Annotated in this window: 15 protein-coding genes; 7 read left to right on the forward strand and 8 right to left on the reverse strand. The window is 63.1% G+C overall.

Translation table 11 applies throughout. The features are described from left to right. Positions 1–57: 57 nt before the first annotated feature. Complete coding sequence (gene cls, locus DNK50_RS03145; protein WP_112192809.1) at positions 58–1,497, forward strand: cardiolipin synthase; 1,440 nt, start codon at positions 58–60, stop codon at positions 1,495–1,497. A gap of 47 nt (positions 1,498–1,544) precedes the next feature. On the opposite strand, the gene cfaB is transcribed toward cls, so the two are convergent. The 8 genes from cfaB to hflK (DNK50_RS03185) form a co-directional block, all read right to left on the reverse strand. After that, positions 1,545–2,729, reverse strand: coding sequence for a C17 cyclopropane fatty acid synthase CfaB (gene cfaB / locus DNK50_RS03150; protein WP_112192810.1), 1,185 nt, complete (start codon positions 2,727–2,729; stop codon positions 1,545–1,547). Between the two features lie 86 nt (positions 2,730–2,815). Further along, on the reverse strand, positions 2,816–3,604 hold the full coding sequence (locus tag DNK50_RS03155) for a DNA-binding domain-containing protein (RefSeq protein WP_112192811.1): 789 nt from the start codon (positions 3,602–3,604) through the stop codon (positions 2,816–2,818). Further along, positions 3,595–4,440 (reverse strand): DUF692 domain-containing protein, encoded by an 846-nt coding sequence (locus DNK50_RS03160; protein WP_112192812.1) that lies wholly within the window; start codon positions 4,438–4,440, stop codon positions 3,595–3,597. Before DNK50_RS03160 ends, DNK50_RS03155 begins: the two co-directional genes overlap by 10 nt. A 65-nt stretch (positions 4,441–4,505) precedes the next feature. Next, positions 4,506–4,757, reverse strand: coding sequence for a hypothetical protein (locus DNK50_RS03165; protein WP_099586101.1), 252 nt, complete (start codon positions 4,755–4,757; stop codon positions 4,506–4,508). Between the two features lie 117 nt (positions 4,758–4,874). Then, positions 4,875–6,761, reverse strand: a complete 1,887-nt coding sequence (locus DNK50_RS03170) for a cation-translocating P-type ATPase (protein WP_099586102.1) — start codon at positions 6,759–6,761, stop codon at positions 4,875–4,877. Continuing rightward, positions 6,758–7,792, reverse strand: coding sequence for a protease modulator HflK (gene hflK / locus DNK50_RS03175; RefSeq protein WP_112192813.1), 1,035 nt, complete (start codon positions 7,790–7,792; stop codon positions 6,758–6,760). Before hflK (DNK50_RS03175) ends, DNK50_RS03170 begins: the two co-directional genes overlap by 4 nt. Continuing rightward, positions 7,789–8,778: a protease modulator HflC gene (gene hflC, locus DNK50_RS03180; RefSeq protein ID WP_371926585.1), complete on the reverse strand. Its 990-nt coding sequence runs from the start codon at positions 8,776–8,778 to the stop codon at positions 7,789–7,791. Before hflC ends, hflK (DNK50_RS03175) begins: the two co-directional genes overlap by 4 nt. Positions 8,779–8,787: 9 nt before the next feature. Further along, entirely contained in the window at positions 8,788–10,692 is a 1,905-nt protein-coding gene (gene hflK, locus DNK50_RS03185) for a protease modulator HflK (RefSeq protein WP_112192814.1), read from the reverse strand. Between the two features lie 227 nt (positions 10,693–10,919). Here hflK (DNK50_RS03185) and DNK50_RS03190 point away from each other — a divergent pair, with 227 nt between their 5' ends. The 6 genes from DNK50_RS03190 to DNK50_RS03215 are packed head-to-tail and all read left to right on the forward strand — an operon-like array spanning position 10,920 to position 16,600. Beyond that, positions 10,920–11,537 carry a CDP-alcohol phosphatidyltransferase family protein gene (locus tag DNK50_RS03190; RefSeq protein ID WP_099586106.1) on the forward strand — a complete coding sequence of 206 codons (618 nt, stop codon included), beginning with the start codon at positions 10,920–10,922 and terminating at the stop codon, positions 11,535–11,537. A 10-nt stretch (positions 11,538–11,547) separates the two neighbouring features. Continuing rightward, positions 11,548–13,302: a bifunctional alpha/beta hydrolase/class I SAM-dependent methyltransferase gene (locus DNK50_RS03195; protein ID WP_112192815.1), complete on the forward strand. Its 1,755-nt coding sequence runs from the start codon at positions 11,548–11,550 to the stop codon at positions 13,300–13,302. A gap of 2 nt (positions 13,303–13,304) precedes the next feature. Continuing rightward, positions 13,305–14,603: a phosphatase PAP2/dual specificity phosphatase family protein gene (locus DNK50_RS03200; RefSeq protein WP_112192816.1), complete on the forward strand. Its 1,299-nt coding sequence runs from the start codon at positions 13,305–13,307 to the stop codon at positions 14,601–14,603. Next, complete coding sequence (locus tag DNK50_RS03205) at positions 14,593–15,036, forward strand: hypothetical protein (protein ID WP_099586109.1); 444 nt, start codon at positions 14,593–14,595, stop codon at positions 15,034–15,036. Before DNK50_RS03200 ends, DNK50_RS03205 begins: the two co-directional genes overlap by 11 nt. 9 nt (positions 15,037–15,045) lie before the next feature. Beyond that, the gene (locus tag DNK50_RS03210; RefSeq protein ID WP_099586110.1) at positions 15,046–15,666 is read left to right on the forward strand and encodes a 1-acyl-sn-glycerol-3-phosphate acyltransferase; all 621 of its coding nucleotides are present in this window, start codon (positions 15,046–15,048) and stop codon (positions 15,664–15,666) included. Between the two features lies 1 nt (position 15,667). Next, entirely contained in the window at positions 15,668–16,600 is a 933-nt protein-coding gene (locus DNK50_RS03215; RefSeq protein ID WP_032885177.1) for a phosphatidate cytidylyltransferase, read from the forward strand. Positions 16,601–16,762 lie beyond the last annotated feature (162 nt).

Below are 16,762 nucleotides of genomic sequence, written 5' to 3' on the forward strand. Positions count from 1 at the left end.
ACATTCACAGCCGAACATGGTCTGTTAGGCATTGGATTGCCTGGAGTACCGACGTCCATGGATTTCTTCGGCCCGCACCTGCTCGCCTACGTCATCGCCACACTGCACTTTCTCGGGACTCTCGCCGCGATCCACGCGGTGTTGACCGTCAGGACCGCCCAAGGCTCGATCGCCTGGGCCTTGTCGCTGATGTTCATGCCCTACCTCACGCTGATTCCCTACCTGATCTTCGGCCGCAGCACCTTCGACGCCTACATCCAGGCCCGTCGCCAGGCCAACCAGGAAATGCACACCGCCATCACCGAGCTGAACTGGCGCCCCTGGGTCGAAGAAGCCCTGGCCGCGCGTAACTCCAGTGCCTACGCTTCTTTGCGCGCCATGCCCAAACTGGGCCGTATGCCGTGCCTGGCCAACAATGAAGTACGCCTGCTGGTGAATGGCGACGCCACCTTCAGCGCGATCTTCGACGCGATCCGTACCGCCAGGACGGCCGTGCTGTTCCAATTTTTCATCATTCATGACGACCAACTTGGCCGGCAACTTCACGCGCTGCTGAAGGAAAAAGCCGCCCAAGGCGTGAGCATCTACGTGCTCTACGACCGCATCGGCAGCCACGCCCTGCCCCATCGCTACGTGCAATCGCTGCGCGACGCCGGGGTGCAGGTCAAGGCTTTCGCGACCCGCAGTGGCTGGCTCAACCGCTTCCAGGTCAACTTCCGCAACCATCGCAAAATCGTGGTGGTGGATGGCATCACCGGGTTTGTCGGCGGCCATAACGTGGGGGATGAATACCTGGGCAAAAAACCGCCGTTGGCGCCGTGGCGCGATACCCATGTGCAGGTGAAGGGCCCGGTGGTGGCGTGCCTGCAGGAGTCGTTTGCCGAAGACTGGTTCTGGGCGGCGCGGGAACTGCCGCCGCTGATTCTGCCGGACGCCTACCCCGAAGACGGTGTGCTCTGCCAATTGCTCGCCAGCGGCCCGGCCGATCCGTATGAAACCTGCTCGCTGTTTTTCGTCGAGGCCATTCACGCAGCGACCGAACGGGTGTGGATCACCAGCCCGTATTTCATCCCCGACGAAGCCGTGTTTGCCGCCCTGCGCCTGGCAGTACTGCGCGGTGTGGACGTCCGCCTGCTGCTGCCGTCGCGGCCGGATCACCGCATTGTGTATGCCGCCTCCAGCCTCTACGCCATCGAAGCCGTACGCGCCGGGGTGCGAGTGTTCCGCTACACGCCGGGGTTTCTGCATCAGAAGGTGGTTTTGGTGGACAGCGAAATCAGCGCCATCGGCAGTGCGAATATGGACAACCGCTCGTTCCGGCTGAATTTTGAAGTGATGTTGCTGACCGTCGATGAAGCCTTTGCCAAAGAGGTGGAACAGATGCTGCTGGATGACTTCGCGCAGGCCCATGAAGTCAGCCAGGAAGAAAGCCGCGAAACCCGGCGTTTGCAACAACTGGGGATGCGAGTGGCGCGCTTGATCTCACCCATCCTTTAACCAGATAACACAAAACAAAATGTGGGAAGGGGCAAGCCCCCTCCCACTCAGCGGTACAGATCCTCCCGCGTCCACGGCAGTTCATGGCTGCCATCGGCATGGGGCTTGACCGCCAGGATCTGGTGCAGGTTGATCCAACCCCGTGCAAACGCATAGGCGCAACCGGCCAAGTACAAGCGCCAGATACGCAACGCCTGCTCCGGCACCATCTTCGCCGCTGCCTCCAGGTTGTCTTCCAGCCGCTCGCTCCAATGGTCCAGGGTGCGGGCGTAATGCAGGCGCAGGCTTTCGACGTCGACCACTTCCAGCCCGACTTCGCTGATTTCGGCGGTCATCATCGCCAGGTGTGGCAGTTCACCGTTGGGGAACACGTAGCGCTCGATAAACTCACCTGCGCCACGGCCCACCGGGCGGCCGTCGGTGTGCTTGGCGGTGATGCCATGGTTCATCACCAGGCCGCATTCACGCACGGCGCCGAACAGGGTCTGGCAGTACTGCGCCAGGTTGGCGTGGCCGACGTGTTCGAACATGCCCACGCTTACCACTTTGTCGAAACGGCCATCCTGGGGCAGATCGCGGTAGTCCAGCAGTTGCAGGTCGATCTGGTCGTCCAGGCCCTCGGCGCTCACCCGCTCCCGAGCCAATGCCAACTGCTCCTTGCTCAAGGTGATACCAAACACCTTCACCCCGAATTCCCGCGCCGCAAAACGCGCCAGCCCGCCCCATCCGCACCCGACGTCGAGCAAATACTCGCCCGGCTGCAAGCGCAGCTTGCGGCACAGGTGGCGGAATTTGTCTTGTTGGGCCTGGTCGATGGATTCGCTGCCGGTTTCGAAATAACCGCAGGAGTACGCCATGTCCTGGTCCAGCCACAGCTGGTAGAACGCGTTGGACAGGTCGTAATGGTAGGAAATGGCCGCGGCGTCGGTGGCCTTGTCGTGGATCGAGCGCACCGGATGACTGCCACCGTCGTCCTCGACTAGAGCATGACTCAGCTCATCACACACCCGGATCACTTCGCTGATAGAGCCTTCCAGTTCCAGTTTGCCCTCGACGAAGGCTTCGCCCAATGAGTCGAGCGTGGGATGGGTCAGTTGCGAGACGACCGTGGGGTCCTTCACCACGATGGTCACACTGGGCTCGGGGCCCAAGTTGAATTCATGGCCGTCCCAGAGTCGCAGACGCAGCGGTAGCTGAAGATTCTGTAAGGCCGGTGGAAGTTGCGCGAGCATGAGTAGTCCCCCCTTGTTTCAGACGTCTGAAATGAGGGTAGACCATCCCAATAAAAGTAGGAGGCTATCGATTTGATAGCCCGCTTCTATGGAGCTCGGCGCTGGAGCAGACCGTCCTGGACCCACTGTTTCAGCCATGTAACAGCCTGCAGCGACGCACCCTCTGCATAAGTGACTGCCAGTTGCTCGCACAGTTCTGCGAAGGTCCAACCGGTCGTCACCATGCCGGACAATGCGAAGGCCTCTGCGGGTTCCAGGCTGCGGTAATGGCACACATGCAGATGGCGCCACACCAGGCAAATCTGTGCGAGGTCCAAGCTGTGGCTGTCGGGGAAGTCCGTGCCATCCTTGCTGGCACGCCAGATGGCGACGCTGTTGAAGTGGCACAGTCGCTGTTGCACGGACGGCACCAGGGTGACTTGCAAACCCGGCCAATCCTCAGGCGGCAGCAGCGCCATGTCATTCAGGGTCAGCGGTTGGCCTTCCAGCGCATCGAACGCCAGGGTGAAGGCCCACTCCAACTGGGCCAGCTCCGCCAACGGTGCACTTTGCTCGGCCACCAGATGCTCGTGGATAAACGCCGGCAAGCGCTCGCCGAGCCAACGCAGGCTGTAATGGGCCGACGGATAACGGCGTACATACGCGTGGGTCAGCGCGGCAAACTCATCATCCCCCAGCCAATACAGGATGGCGCTGAAGTCATGCCGCAACACCTCCTGCAACCGTGCGATATAGGCGTTGTGGTAGATCGCCAGGCCCGTGTCCACATCCAGCGTTGGCCCGCCGAGTAAGGTCGCGGCGAAGCCACTGTTGGCATCCGGCGTTTGCGCTAATAAATGCTGTTCGAAGGCCAACTGCCAATCGGTCAGGCGCATAGCGCTCTCCTGGCCAAGGCCGTGGCGCCCAGTTCGCGGGCTTTGCTCAACTCGGTGAGCAGCTCCTCGAATGGCGGAAAATGGTCATCGCGCTCCAACAATGTCGAGACCGGCCCCAAATGCTCCAGCGTCTGTTGATACAGCGCCCACACCGGATCACATACCGGGTGGTCGTGGGTATCGACTACGTAGTCGCCATAGTCCATATGCCCCGCCAGATGCAGCTGGCGAATGCTATCGGGCGGCAAGTTGCGGATAAAGGTCCAGGCATCGAAGCCATGGTTGCGCGAACTGACGTACACATTGTTCACGTCCAACAACAACTGGCAGCCCGACAGATGGGCCAGGGCGTTGAGGAATTCCCACTCGGTGAACTCATCCGACTTGGCGCGCACATAACTGGAGACGTTTTCCAACACCAGCGGGCGCTGCAGTACGTCCTGCACTTGGCGAACGCGGCTGGCGACGTGATAAAGGCTTTCTTCGGTGTAAGGCAGGGGCAGCAGGTCATGCAACTGGTGCGCACTGCCGCGGCTCCAGCACAGGTGATCGGAAACCCACGCCGGCTGGATGCGCTCGGCGAGCTGTTTGATTTGTTTCAGGTAATCGATATCGAGGGCGTGCGGCCCGCCGATGGACAGGGACACGCCGTGCATGACCAAGGGATAGCGCTCGGCTATCGCGTCCAGGAAGTACAAGGCTTTACCGCCCTGCACCAGATAATTTTCGGAGATCACTTCGAACCAATCCACGGCCGGCGATTGTTCAAGGATCTGCTGGTAGTACTCACTGCGTAAACCCAGGCCGTAACCCAGACTTGGAAGGGAAGCGGACATGACTGACTCCTGGGGAAAGTGTCCGCAGCGCAAGGGGCTGGCGCTGCGGTTGCACCCGTTGCCGGTTATTCGCCGACTTTGCCGCCAGCCGCGTCACACGCTGCCTTGGTCATGGACTTGAAGCCGTGGCCCTTGCAGACCGCTTGGCCTTTGCAGGCGTTTTCAGCGGTCTTGCAGTCGTTCATGCCTTTGCAGGAGGTCACACCGTAGCAGTGCACTGGCGCGTCAGCCGCTTGTACCTGGGTGGCAACACCGGCAAACATGGTAGCGGCGGCCATCGCCAGAGCAGCACCAGCAGCAGCGGATTTAATGTTCATTGTTAAAGTCCTCATGATCGGTAGGGGTGTCGGTCTGAACGGATTGCTCAGTCTCGACACACCACTAGAGTGAGGCCCCCCGACGGCGTTACAGCAGTGTGCAAAGATTTCTGAAAATTATTCGTCGAGCTTCAACAGCGGTTCGTGGAAGCGCAGCAAACGCCCGGCGTTTCCCAACACCAGCAACGTGCTGAGGTTGTGCAGCACCGCCGCGATCATCGCGCCTGCGGCACCCAGCCAGCCAAACGCGGCGAACACCACAATCGCCAGCGTCCAGCCCAGACCGATGATCACATTGACCTGCAACGTGTGCCGGCATTGGCGACTCAACCGCACACAGGTGCCCAGGCGGCGCAGGTCGCTGCCGATCAGCACCACGTCCGCCGAGGCCAGCGCGATGTCTGCCCCGCCCGCCCCCATCGCTACGCCAACCACCCCAGCCTTGAGCGCCAGGGAATCGTTGATCCCATCGCCCACCACCATCGGCCGGAAGCCGCTGCCGATTTCCCCCAGCACGCGGTTGAGCTTGTCCTCGGGCAACGCCTGGGCTTCGACATCGCTGATGCCCACGTCCAGGGCCAGGCTGTCGGCCACGCTTTGGCGGTCGCCCGTCAGCAGCAATTGGCGGCCCAGGCCCAGCTCGCGAAGCTCCTGCAAAGCTTGACGCGCTTCCGGCTTGACGCTGTCGGCCAACAGCAGCCAGGCGAGAAATTGCCCGTTCAGCGCCAGCCCGGCAATCGGGCCGTCATGGTTGGGCACGCCCGTGGTGGCAATGCCCAACTGCGCGAATAACTCCGGCCGCCCAAGGGCCGCTTCGCCCTGCTCTGTGTGTGCCACGACGCCCAGGCCCTGGCGTTCGCGAATATCCGTGAGCGCCAGCATTTGGGCCTGAGTCGCCAACCCCGCCAACGCGCGGCTGACCGGGTGGCTACTGGCCGAACCAAGGCTGGCCGCAAGGTTTAGCAGCGCCTGGCGATCGGTCGAGGATGTCTCGATGGACTGCAATCGCAGCGTGCCATAGGTCAGCGTGCCGGTCTTGTCGACCACCAGTGAGGTCAAGTCCGCCAGCTCTTCCAGGAACGCCGAGCTGCGAATCAGAATCCCATGACGCGCCGCCACCGCGATCCCGGCAATCGCCGTGGCCGGTGCCGACAGCACCAACGCACACGGACACGCCGCCACCAACACGGCGAGCATCGCCTGCGCATCGTTGGTCACAAACCAGGTAACCGCCGCCAGCAGCAGCACCAGCACCATATAGCTGCCCGCGTAGCGCTCCAGCAGCCGCGTGATCGGTGGCTTGGACCGCTCGGCGTTCTGCATCAGCGCGATGACCTTGCCCAAGGTCGACTCGTTGCCGGTGCGCGTCACTTCAAGACGCAGCAGGCCGTCGAGGTTGATCGCACCGCCAAATACCTGCACACCCACGCTCGCCTCCAAGGGCACCGACTCGCCGGTGATCGGCGCCGTGTCCAGGCTCGCCTGGCCGGACAACACCACACCGTCGGCGGGCACGCGGTCACCGGCACGCACTTCGACGATATCGCCGGTGTTCAACGTACCGTTGTCCACCTCGACAATGCTGCCGTCGGCCTGCACCAACCGCGCATGGCTGCGGGTCAGCTTGCCCAGAGCATGGATCGCTTCCTGAGAGCCGATCACGCTGCGCTCTTCCAGTACATGGCCGAAGATCATAATGATCGGCAGCAACGCCGCCGTCAGCAGATCGCCGGTGGCCCAGGCGCCGAGCATGGCCAAGGCGATAAGTTGATCGGTGATCCCATGCAAACTGGGGAACCGCAGGCTGTACCACGCCGAACGCATCACCGGCACGGCCACCAGCAGCGAAGCCACGCCCAGCAGCAGCTGACTGACGCCCGTCTGGTCCGGCGCCAGCCAGCGCCACACCAGGCCCAGTACGAGCAAGCCCAGCGCCAGCATGGCCAGGGTCAATTGCCGGGCAGCGCTGCGCTGCTCGGCGGAGGTCAACATAGGTGCGCTCATTGCTCGGCTCCCTGGATGATCAAGCGGGAGTCGTCTTTAGGGTCGACCGTGGTCACGGAACCCGCCTGGCCGAGAATCTTCGGCAGGCGCTCGCGGTACAGCCGCAGCAGCAAACCCGGGTCTTTGACCTGGGCGAGGCTGGTGACCGTGGCGGTTTGCGCCTTGGCACTGGCCAGGCGCTCGCTGGCCTGGGCGTGGGCAACCTGCACCACACGATCCGCTTGCTGATTGGCGGTTTGGGTGAGTTTTTCCGCTTCGGTGCGCGCATTGGCCACCGCTTTATCGGCTTGCTGACTGGCCGTCAGCACCGCATTGAACGCATTCACCGCCGGGCTCGGCAGGCTCGATTGCACATCAACGCGAGTGACTTCGATGCCCAAACCCAGGCCGCTGGAGGTCAACTCCGACAGCCGCTTATTGATGCCTTGCACCAGGTCACCGCGCAAGCGCTCCCGCCGTTCGGCGGCGCTGTTGTCGGTGCCGATCAGTTCCGGACGCGCCACCAGAATCGTGTCCAGATCCCGCGCCGCCGTCAGGGCCACGGCGCTGCGCGTGACCAGCCGATCCAAGGCCGGCAACACATGCTCGCCCTGCAACACAAAGGAATACGGTTCGGTGACCTTGTAGAACACCCGCACATCCAACTGCACCACGCCGGCATCGCCAGTCAGCAGATAACCGGAACCGGCCAGCGCATCGCTCAGCGGCGTGGCGAAGCTGGCCACGCGGTCAGCCTGCACCGCCGCCTCCGAACGCAGCAGGTTTTCCACCCGCCGCTCGATCACGCGGTCGGCAGCCGGCAGCAACACCACTTGCTCAAAGGGCTGCGGCCAGGCCAACAGCAAGCCAGCATTCTGGATGCGGTCGAGGGCGCCGAAGTGCAGCACCACGGCGCGGTTCTGCGGGTCGATCTGGCGCACATTGGAAAATGCCCAGGCCAAGGCCGCCAACACGGTCACCGCGTACAGCGCCATGAAGGTCAGGCGCCCGGCCTGGATCCACGGGCTGTCCGGGCTGTCACGCTCGGTCATGGCTGGACGTCCTTCGGCCCGTCCACCAGTGCGCGAAACGGCGCGGCGTCGGTGCGCAGGATGATCTTGGTGCCCGGCGTCACCACGGTGCCCAAGGTATCCAGCGAGCGCAGCAAGTTGTACAGCTGAGGATTGCCGGCGTAGGCCCGCCCGTAAATCTGCGCGGCCTCGACTCGCGATTGGGCTTCGATATCGGCGGCTTTGACTGTGGCGTCAGCCTGCACGATCCGCGCGTCGCGCTCGGCGGCGGAGCGGATCTGCGCTGCTTCGCGCTTGCCCACGGCGGTGCGTTCGGTGGCGATGGTTTCGCGCTCGGCACGCATGCGGTCGACGGTGGCGGTGAGGGTCACCGACGGCAGCGTCAGGCGCTCGATGCCGACCTGGGCGACGCGCACGCCGTAGGTGGTGAGCAATTGTTGATCAATCTGCTGGCGCAATTGCGCTTCGAAATCGGCGATGCGCACTTGGCTGGCATCCGTATTGATCAGGCTGGACAGATCAAAACTGGCTGCCGTGGTTTCCAGCGCCGAGCCGACGAAGGTGCGGATCTGCCGCGCCGCCTCATCCGGCTGATTTTGTACTGCACGCATAAAGCGCTGCACATTGTCGGCATCGCCTTGCACCTGCCACGCCACATAGGCCTGCACGATGATGCGCAGGCCATCGCGGGTGCCCACGTCCTGCAAACCGCTGGAGGTGGTGCGCAGGCGCAGGTCCACCGGGATCGCCGCTTCGAACGGCGCCGGCCAGCGCCAGCCCAGGCCCGGCTCCAGCAGCACCCGCGATGGGTTGCCGAACCGCGTGATCACCGTGGCTTCGCCGGAACGCACTTGCACCAGGCTGGCCGCTGCGACCGCAAACAACACCAGCAACGCGGCCCAGGCCATGCGCCGCCAAGGGAAAGGGCCAGCAGCGTGCACGTCACCGTGGTGGTGGTGGCCATGATGATGGTGATGACCGTGATCGTGAGAATGAGCGCTCAACAGACAGACTCCTTATTGAACGGCTTTACGCGGCAGCGAGGGATCGGCCGGCAAGGTAAAAGAACGCAGATCGATCGTCGGTGCGCCATCGGCGCCCAGGCGATGATCCAGAATCAGCAGCCTGGCGTGGGCCAGACCTTGGCTGAGTTGGCCGAGGTACTGTTCCAGCACGAAGGCTTGGCCGGCGCTGGCGTAGGCCTTTTGTTCGGCGGTGAAACGCAGGTTGGCCGCCTGGGCGCCGGCATTCACTTCGTGGGCAGTCGCCGTGGCTTGATCGCGGGCGGTGCTGGCTTGCAGCAGGGCTTGGTTGGTCTGCTCGCTGGCCGCGCCACGTTCGCGGGAGATCAGGGCCTGGGCACCGATCTGCGCGGCTTGCACGCCGTGATAGGCATTGGCGGCGCCGGCCGGTGGGTGGATGGCTTCGACCACGGTGGCGAGGATTTCCACACCACTGTGGAGTTTGCGCAAATCCGCCTGCACGGCGCGGCCCACTTCGTCAGCCAGGCTGGTGCGCTGCTCGCCGAGCAATTCGTCGAGGGTGCGCGAAGCAAAATCGTGCACGAGGATGCGGCTGGCGGTGCTGCGGATCAGGCTCGGCACGTCCGCGCTGTTATAGGTGGCGGCCAGCGCGGCCTCGTCGCTCAGGCCGATGCGGTAGACGAAGCGCACATCCATATTGACGATCTGGAAGCCCTGTTTGTCGCCGCTGCTGCTGGCGATGACCTGGGATTTGTCGTTCACATGGCTGGCGTCCCACAAGCGATTGGCAATCAACGGCGCCGGGCCTTCCGCTGGGGCCAGTTCGGGAGAGGCGGCTTCGCTGACGCTGGTGGCCAGTTCGTGCACCACGCCGTTTTCCACCTTGATCACACGGCCCAACGGCCACGGCAATCCGGCATGCAGGCCAGGGCCGAAGACCTGCACCGGTTTGCCGAAGCGCTCATAAATCCCACGGCCTTGCAGGGGCACTTCATGCACGCCGGTCAGCGCCCAGCCGACCGCCAGCACCACCAGCAACACCGGCCAAAACGCGCGGCGCATGTAGGTAAAGGCCCAGATTTGCCGCAGATCGATGCCGAAGCGGTTGTGCAATTCGTGCTGCAACGCCAGCAAAGGTTGTGGCGGCCAGCGCAGCAACCCGGCGATAAAACTTTGCGCCATCAGGCGCGGTTCGAGGTGCGGTTGGCGCGGGCTGAACAGTGACAGCGCGCCTCTGAACAGAAACTCCACCGCCACCAGCGCCGGCAGCAGGCCCACCAACACCGCCAGGCGCAACGGCCATACAGACTCGGCGCCAGCAAACAGCAGGCAAATCGCGCTGACCACCAGGCAACTGATCGCCACCCGGTTCACCTGCGCCAGTTGCGAAGCTTCCGGCCATTGCGCGACGGTTTCCTGGGCCAGGCGTCGTTCGAACACCAGCAAGCCAAACGCCAGGGCCAAGGCCAGCGCGGCGCCGATGCTGGCGGATTGACCGACAGCTGCAGCCGGCAACGCCAGGTTCCAGAACTCGACGATGCTGACCAGCGCCAGCAGCGACCAACCCGCGAGCCAAAGCACGGGCGTGCCGATCTGTCCGACCAAGCGCCCTGCCAGGCGTGCATAGCGACTTGTTTCTTCCTGCTTCAATTCAACCGTCGGCGCTTCAAGCGCCTGGGCGCGCCAATCGGCTACCCACCACGCCGACTGCAGGCAGGCCACCAGCACCAGCAACGCCGAGGCGCAGTTGATCAGCACCACCGGCCAGATCGACACCGGCGCAAACAGCGCGACAAACAACGCCAGCACCCAACCGCCTACGGCCAGGACCGTCAGGCCGATACCGGCCTGGCGCAACCGACGGGCATGGAACAGCCCCTGCTGAAAACGCGGCAGGCCTTCAACCGAAGCGCCGTCAGCTTCTAGATCCACTTGCATCCCGACACGCCCGCTTGCACATAATTCGTTACGATATAACACGTGGCGTGAAATTTTTGTTTGATGAACAGCGTTTTAAGCGGTACATCGATCCAATGTGGGAGGGGGCTTGCCATATCGTGACTAAACCCCCATAAACACGCGCCATCACTGGTGAACACCGTGATTAATCGGCACACTCCAAGCCAGTTTTTCGCGGGCTCACGGACAAGGAAGCGTCACCCCCCATGATTTCGATCTATCAGCTCAAACCGCGTTTTCAAAACCTGCTGCGCCCCCTCGTGCAGCGCCTCTACGACAACGGCACCACCGCCAACCAGATCACCGTGCTGGCCGGGGTGATTTCCCTGCTGGTGGGCCTGCTGATCGCCAGCTTCGCCCACCACCTGTGGCTGTTTGCGCTGATCCCGCTGTGGATGATTGCGCGCATGGCCCTCAACGCCATCGACGGCATGCTCGCCCGTGAATTCGGCCAGCAATCGCGCCTGGGCGCCTACCTCAACGAACTGTGCGACGTGATCGCCGACAGTGCGCTGATCCTGCCCTTTGCACTGATCCCAGGCGTGAGCCTGGCGCCGGTGTTGCTGGTGGCCTTGCTCGCGGTGTTCAGCGAATACGCCGGTGTGCTCGGGCCGATGGTCGGTGCATCGCGGCGCTACGACGGGCCGATGGGCAAGAGTGATCGGGCCTTTGTACTCGGCGTGCTGGCCACCGGTGTAGCGCTGGGCTGGCTCGGCGCGGGTTGGGTCGACACGGTGATGTGGCTGGTCGCCGCCCTGCTCGCCTACACCCTGGTCAACCGCGTACGCCAAGGCCTGAAAGAAACCCCTTCCCCTTCTGCATAAGGATTTTGCGATGCGCGAACAGCAAGCACACACTTTCAGCACCCATGATGGCGTCGAGCTTTTTTACCGACACTGGCCGGCCACTTCCCCTGCGGAGGGCGAGCCGCGCCAGGCGATCGTGCTGTTCCATCGCGGCCACGAGCATTCGGGGCGCATCGCCCATCTGGTCGATGAGCTGAACCTGCCCCAATTCGACTTCTTCGCCTGGGACGCCCGCGGCCACGGCCAATCCCCCGGCGAGCGTGGCGACAGCCCCAGCTTCGCCACCAGCGCCCGCGACGTGCAGACCTTCTGCGACCATATCGGCGCCACCTATGGCATCGAAGAGGAAAACTTCGCCGTCATCGCCCAAAGCGTCGGCGCGGTGATTGCGGCCACTTGGGTCCACGATTACGCGCCGAAAATCCGTGCGCTGGTGCTCGCCTCGCCAGCGTTCAAGGTCAAGCTGTACGTGCCGTTCGCCCGTCCAGGCCTGGCACTGATGCGCAAGTTTCGCGGCAACTTTTTCGTCAACAGCTACGTCAAGGCCAAGTTCCTCAGCCATGATCCGGAGCGGGTGGCGTCCTACGACAGCGATCCGCTGATCACCAAGGCCATCTCGGTGAATGTTCTGCTGGGCCTGTACGAAGCGGCCGACCGGGTTGTAGCCGACGCCCAGGCGATCCAGGTACCGACTCAACTGCTCATCTCCGGCTCCGACTTCGTGGTGCATCGAAAGCCCCAACAACAATTTTTCGACCGCCTTGGCAGCCTGAAAAAAGAGCTGCACATCCTGCCCGGTTTCTTCCACGACACCCTTGGCGAACGTGACCGCGCCGTGGCGGTGAGCAGCGCCCGGCGCTTTATCCTGCAAAACTTTGCACACCCGCTGGACCGCGCCTCCCTGCTCGACGCCGATAAACTCGGCGCCACCTGCGCCGAGTCCGAATCCCTCGCCGCGCCGCTGCCGCGCAATTCCCTGCGCGACCTGTACTGGCGCATGACCCGCGCCAGCATGGGCCTGGGCAAGAACCTGTCGGATGGGGTGAAACTGGGCTTCGACACCGGTTTCGACTCCGGCAGCACCCTGGACTACGTGTACCGCAATACGCCCACCGGCAAGGGCGGCCTGGGGCGGATGATCGACACCAACTACCTCAATTCCATCGGCTGGCGCGGCATCCGCCAGCGCAAGCTCAACGTCGAGGAACTGCTGCGCCTGGCCATGGCCAAGCTGCGTGGCGATGATCGCGAAGTGCGTATCGTCGATATCGCCGCCGGCCACGGGCGTTACATCCTGGAAGCCTTGCAGGGCGTGTCGCCGCTGCCGGAATCGATCCTGCTGCGCGACTACAGTGACATCAACGTGCGCGACGGTGGCGCGCTGATCCGCGAGAAAGGCCTGGGAGACATCGCGCAATTCGTCAAAGGCGATGCGTTCGACCGCGCCGATCTGGCCGCTCTGGACCCCAAGCCGACCTTGGCCGTGGTGTCCGGGCTGTATGAATTGTTTGCCGATAACGCCATGGTCCGCGGTTCCCTGGCCGGCCTTGCCGAAGCCGTGGAGCCCGGTGGTTACCTGGTGTACACCGGCCAACCGTGGCACCCGCAACTGGAACTGATCGCCCGCGCATTGACCAGCCACCGCCAAGGTCAGGCCTGGGTGATGCGCCGTCGCAGCCAGGCAGAAATGGATCAATTGGTGGAGGCCGCAGGTTTCCGCAAGATCACCCAGCGTGTGGATGAATGGGGCATCTTTACCGTGTCCCTGGCACAGAAGATCTGAACATGCGCGAACCCGGTTTGTTGAAACCCGCAGTGCTGTGGCTGCTACTGCTGGCACCGCTGTTTTTCAGCACCTACGGCTTTGCCACGTGGGTCACCAGCCAGCGCAGCGACGTGGGCACGCTGGTGTTCGGCTGGGAAACCCATATGCCGTTCTGGGCCTGGACCATCGTGCCCTACTGGTCCATCGACCTGCTGTATGGTTTCTCGCTGCTGCTGCCGAGCACCCGTCACGAACTCAAGCAACATGCGCTGCGCCTGCTGAGTGCCCAAGTGATTGCGGTGAGCTGCTTCCTGATCTGGCCGCTGCGCTTCACCTTCGAACGGCCGGAGCTGGATGGCGTGTTTGGTTGGCTGTTTGCGGTGCTGGCGGGCTTCGACAAGCCGTTCAACCAGGCACCGTCGCTGCATATCGCGCTGCTGGTGATCTTGTGGGTCATGTTCCAACGTCATACCCAAGGTTTCTGGCGCTGGCTGGTGCATGGCTGGTTCGCGCTCATCGGGATTTCGGTGCTGACCACTTATCAACATCACTTTATCGACTTACCCACAGGCGCCCTCGCCGGTTGGCTATGCGTGTGGTTGTGGCCGCTGGAACATCCGAGCCCGCTGCTGAATGCACGACTTGCCCGAGATGCGAAGCGCTGGCGGCTGGGCGTGCGTTACGGCTTGGGCGCGCTGGCGTTGATCATCCCGGCCTTTAGCCTTGGCGGGTGGTGGCTGTGGCTGCTGTGGCCAGCGGTTTCCCTGGGGTTGGTCACGGCGAATTACTGCGTGCTGGGGGCTGCGGGTTTCCAGAAGCGCGCCGATGGCCGGCTCACACCCGCCGCTCGCTGGTTGTATGCGCCCTATCTGGCGGGCGCCTGGATCAACTCCCGGCTGTGGACACGCAAACATCCACAGCCTGACCAGATTGTGGATAACGTTTGGCTGGGGCGGATTCCTACCGCAAAGGAGCAGGGTTCGTTCAGCGCCATCGTCGATCTCTGCGCCGAACTGCCGATTAATCCACAGGGGCGCGCCTATCAATGCATTCCCGTGCTGGACCTGATCGCACCGACACCCGCCGAATGCCTGCAAGCGGCTGAGGCCATCGAACGCCTGCGTGCAAGCGGCTCGTTGCTGGTGTGCTGCGCCCTGGGCTACTCACGCAGCGCCACTGCTGTCGCCGCGTGGTTGTTGCACAGTGGGCGAGCCACCACGGTGGACCAAGCGCTGACTATTATTCGTACAGCGCGGACCGATGTGGTCCTGCACCCCGCTCACCGTGAAGCGTTGGAGGGTTTGCCCCATGCCCGCTGATATGGAACTCCAGGTCGTCGCCAGCCTGCTGCGTCGCGGCCGCTCGCTGGATCAGTTATCCACAGGCCTGACCGTGGCCGGTGTGTTGTTCGGCCTGGCGCAGTTGCTGATGCCGAGTGTTACGCCGATCTGCCTGTTGCTCAGCCTGTGGATGATCATCCTCGGGCTGCTGCAAAAGTACTGGGCGCTGCGTGTGGCCTTCGACGCCGACCTGTTCGCGTTGCTGGCCCGTGATACTGAGCGCACCGCCGACCTCGACCAGGCGCTGCAAACCCTCGGCCTGCAATCGCCCAAGCGTGCCGGCCGCCCCTGGACCGAGCGCCGTCGCGGCGCCCTCAAACTGTTGCGCAAACAAGCCTGGCTGCTGAGCGCGCAAGCGCTGCTGACCCTGGGCGTGATCCTCGCCAGCCCTTGGCTGCCTTTCGCCGGATAAGGAATCCCCATGTTCGAACCCGTGGTCGCCACGCTGATTACCTCCATGGCCCGCACCGTCACCGGGGCCCGCAGCCTGTGGCTGGGGTGTGCGCCGGTGCCGGTGCAACGCATCTATTTCGCCAACCACAGCAGCCACGGCGACTTTGTGCTGCTGTGGGCCTCGTTGCCGCAAAACCTGCGCAAATTCACGCGCCCGGTGGCCGGCAGCGATTACTGGAATAAAAGCGCGCTGCGTCGCTACATCATCAACCGGGTGTTCAACGGCGTGCTGATCGATCGCGAACGCAAAGAGCCTGTGGATAACCCTTTGCAGCCGATGCTCGCCGCTCTGGAAGGCGGCGATTCGCTGATCATCTTCCCCGAAGGCACGCGCAATCCGGAGGACGGCTTGCTGCCGTTCAAAAGCGGCCTGTACCACCTGGCAAAAAGTTACCCACAGGCCGAATTGATCCCGGTGTGGATCGCCAACCTCAACCGGGTCATGCCCAAGGGGCGGGTCTTGCCGCTGCCGTTGTTATGCACAACCAGCTTTGGTGCGCCACTGCAACTGGAGGACGGTGAAGATAAGGCGCTGTTCCTGGCCCGTACCCGCGACGCCTTGCTCGCCCTCGCCCCGGAGCATGTCTGACATGGATAGCCAAACCCTGATGTTATTCGGCGGGATCGGCGCGATCCTGGTGCTCGCCTCGCTGATCGGCCTGATCCTCAAACTGCGCACCCGCGGCACGCCAAACGCGGTAATCGACAACCTCAACGCCCGCATCAACGCCTGGTGGGTGATGGTGGTGGTGATCGGCATCGCCTTCTGGCTCGGCACCGGCGCGGTGATCCTGTTGTTCTACGCGGTGTCGTTCTACGCCCTGCGCGAATTCCTCACCCTCACGCCGACCCGGCGCAGCGACTACCCGGCGCTGGTGGCGGCGTTTTACCTGGCGTTGCCACTGCAATACCTGCTGATTTATTCGGACTGGTACGGGCTGTTCTCGATCTTCATCCCGGTGTACGTGTTTTTGCTGCTGCCGATCCTCGCCTCGCTGGGCGGCGACACCACGCACTTCCTGGAACGTGCCTCGAAAGTGCAATGGGGCCTGATGATCGCGGTGTTCTGCGTGTCCTTCGTCCCGGCGTTGCTGACGCTGGACATCCCCGGCTACGAAGGCCGCAACCTGCTGCTGATCGCCTATCTGGTGATCGTGGTGCAACTGTCAGACGTGCTCCAGTACGTGTGTGGGAAATTGTTCGGCAAACACAAGATCGCGCCCAACCTGTCGCCGTCTAAAACCGTGGAAGGCTTTGTCGGCGGGATTTTGCTGTCATCGCTGATCGGTGCGGCGCTGTGGTGGACCACACCGTTCAACCCGTGGCAGTCGTTTTTGATTGCGCTGCTGATCAACCTGCTGGGGTTTGCCGGTGGGATTGTGATGTCGGCAATCAAGCGCGACCGGGGCGTGAAAGACTGGGGCCATATGATCGAAGGCCATGGCGGGATGCTGGATCGGTTGGATTCGGTGTGTTTTGCGGCGCCGATCTTCTTCCACCTGGTGCGCTACTGGTGGACGTGACCCACCGTTCGCAGCACCAACGAGCTTAAAGGCTGACCGATAACCCTTGTGGTGAGCGGGCTTGCCCGCGCTGGGCTGCGCAGCAGCCCCTAACCAGACGCTGAGTTCCAACAGAAGGATCCCGGCGTGCGGCGTATATCGGCGTCATCTTTTGTATCAAAG

Source organism: Pseudomonas sp. LG1E9 (assembly GCF_003290225.1).
GTDB classification, from domain to species: domain Bacteria; phylum Pseudomonadota; class Gammaproteobacteria; order Pseudomonadales; family Pseudomonadaceae; genus Aquipseudomonas; species Aquipseudomonas cyclaminis.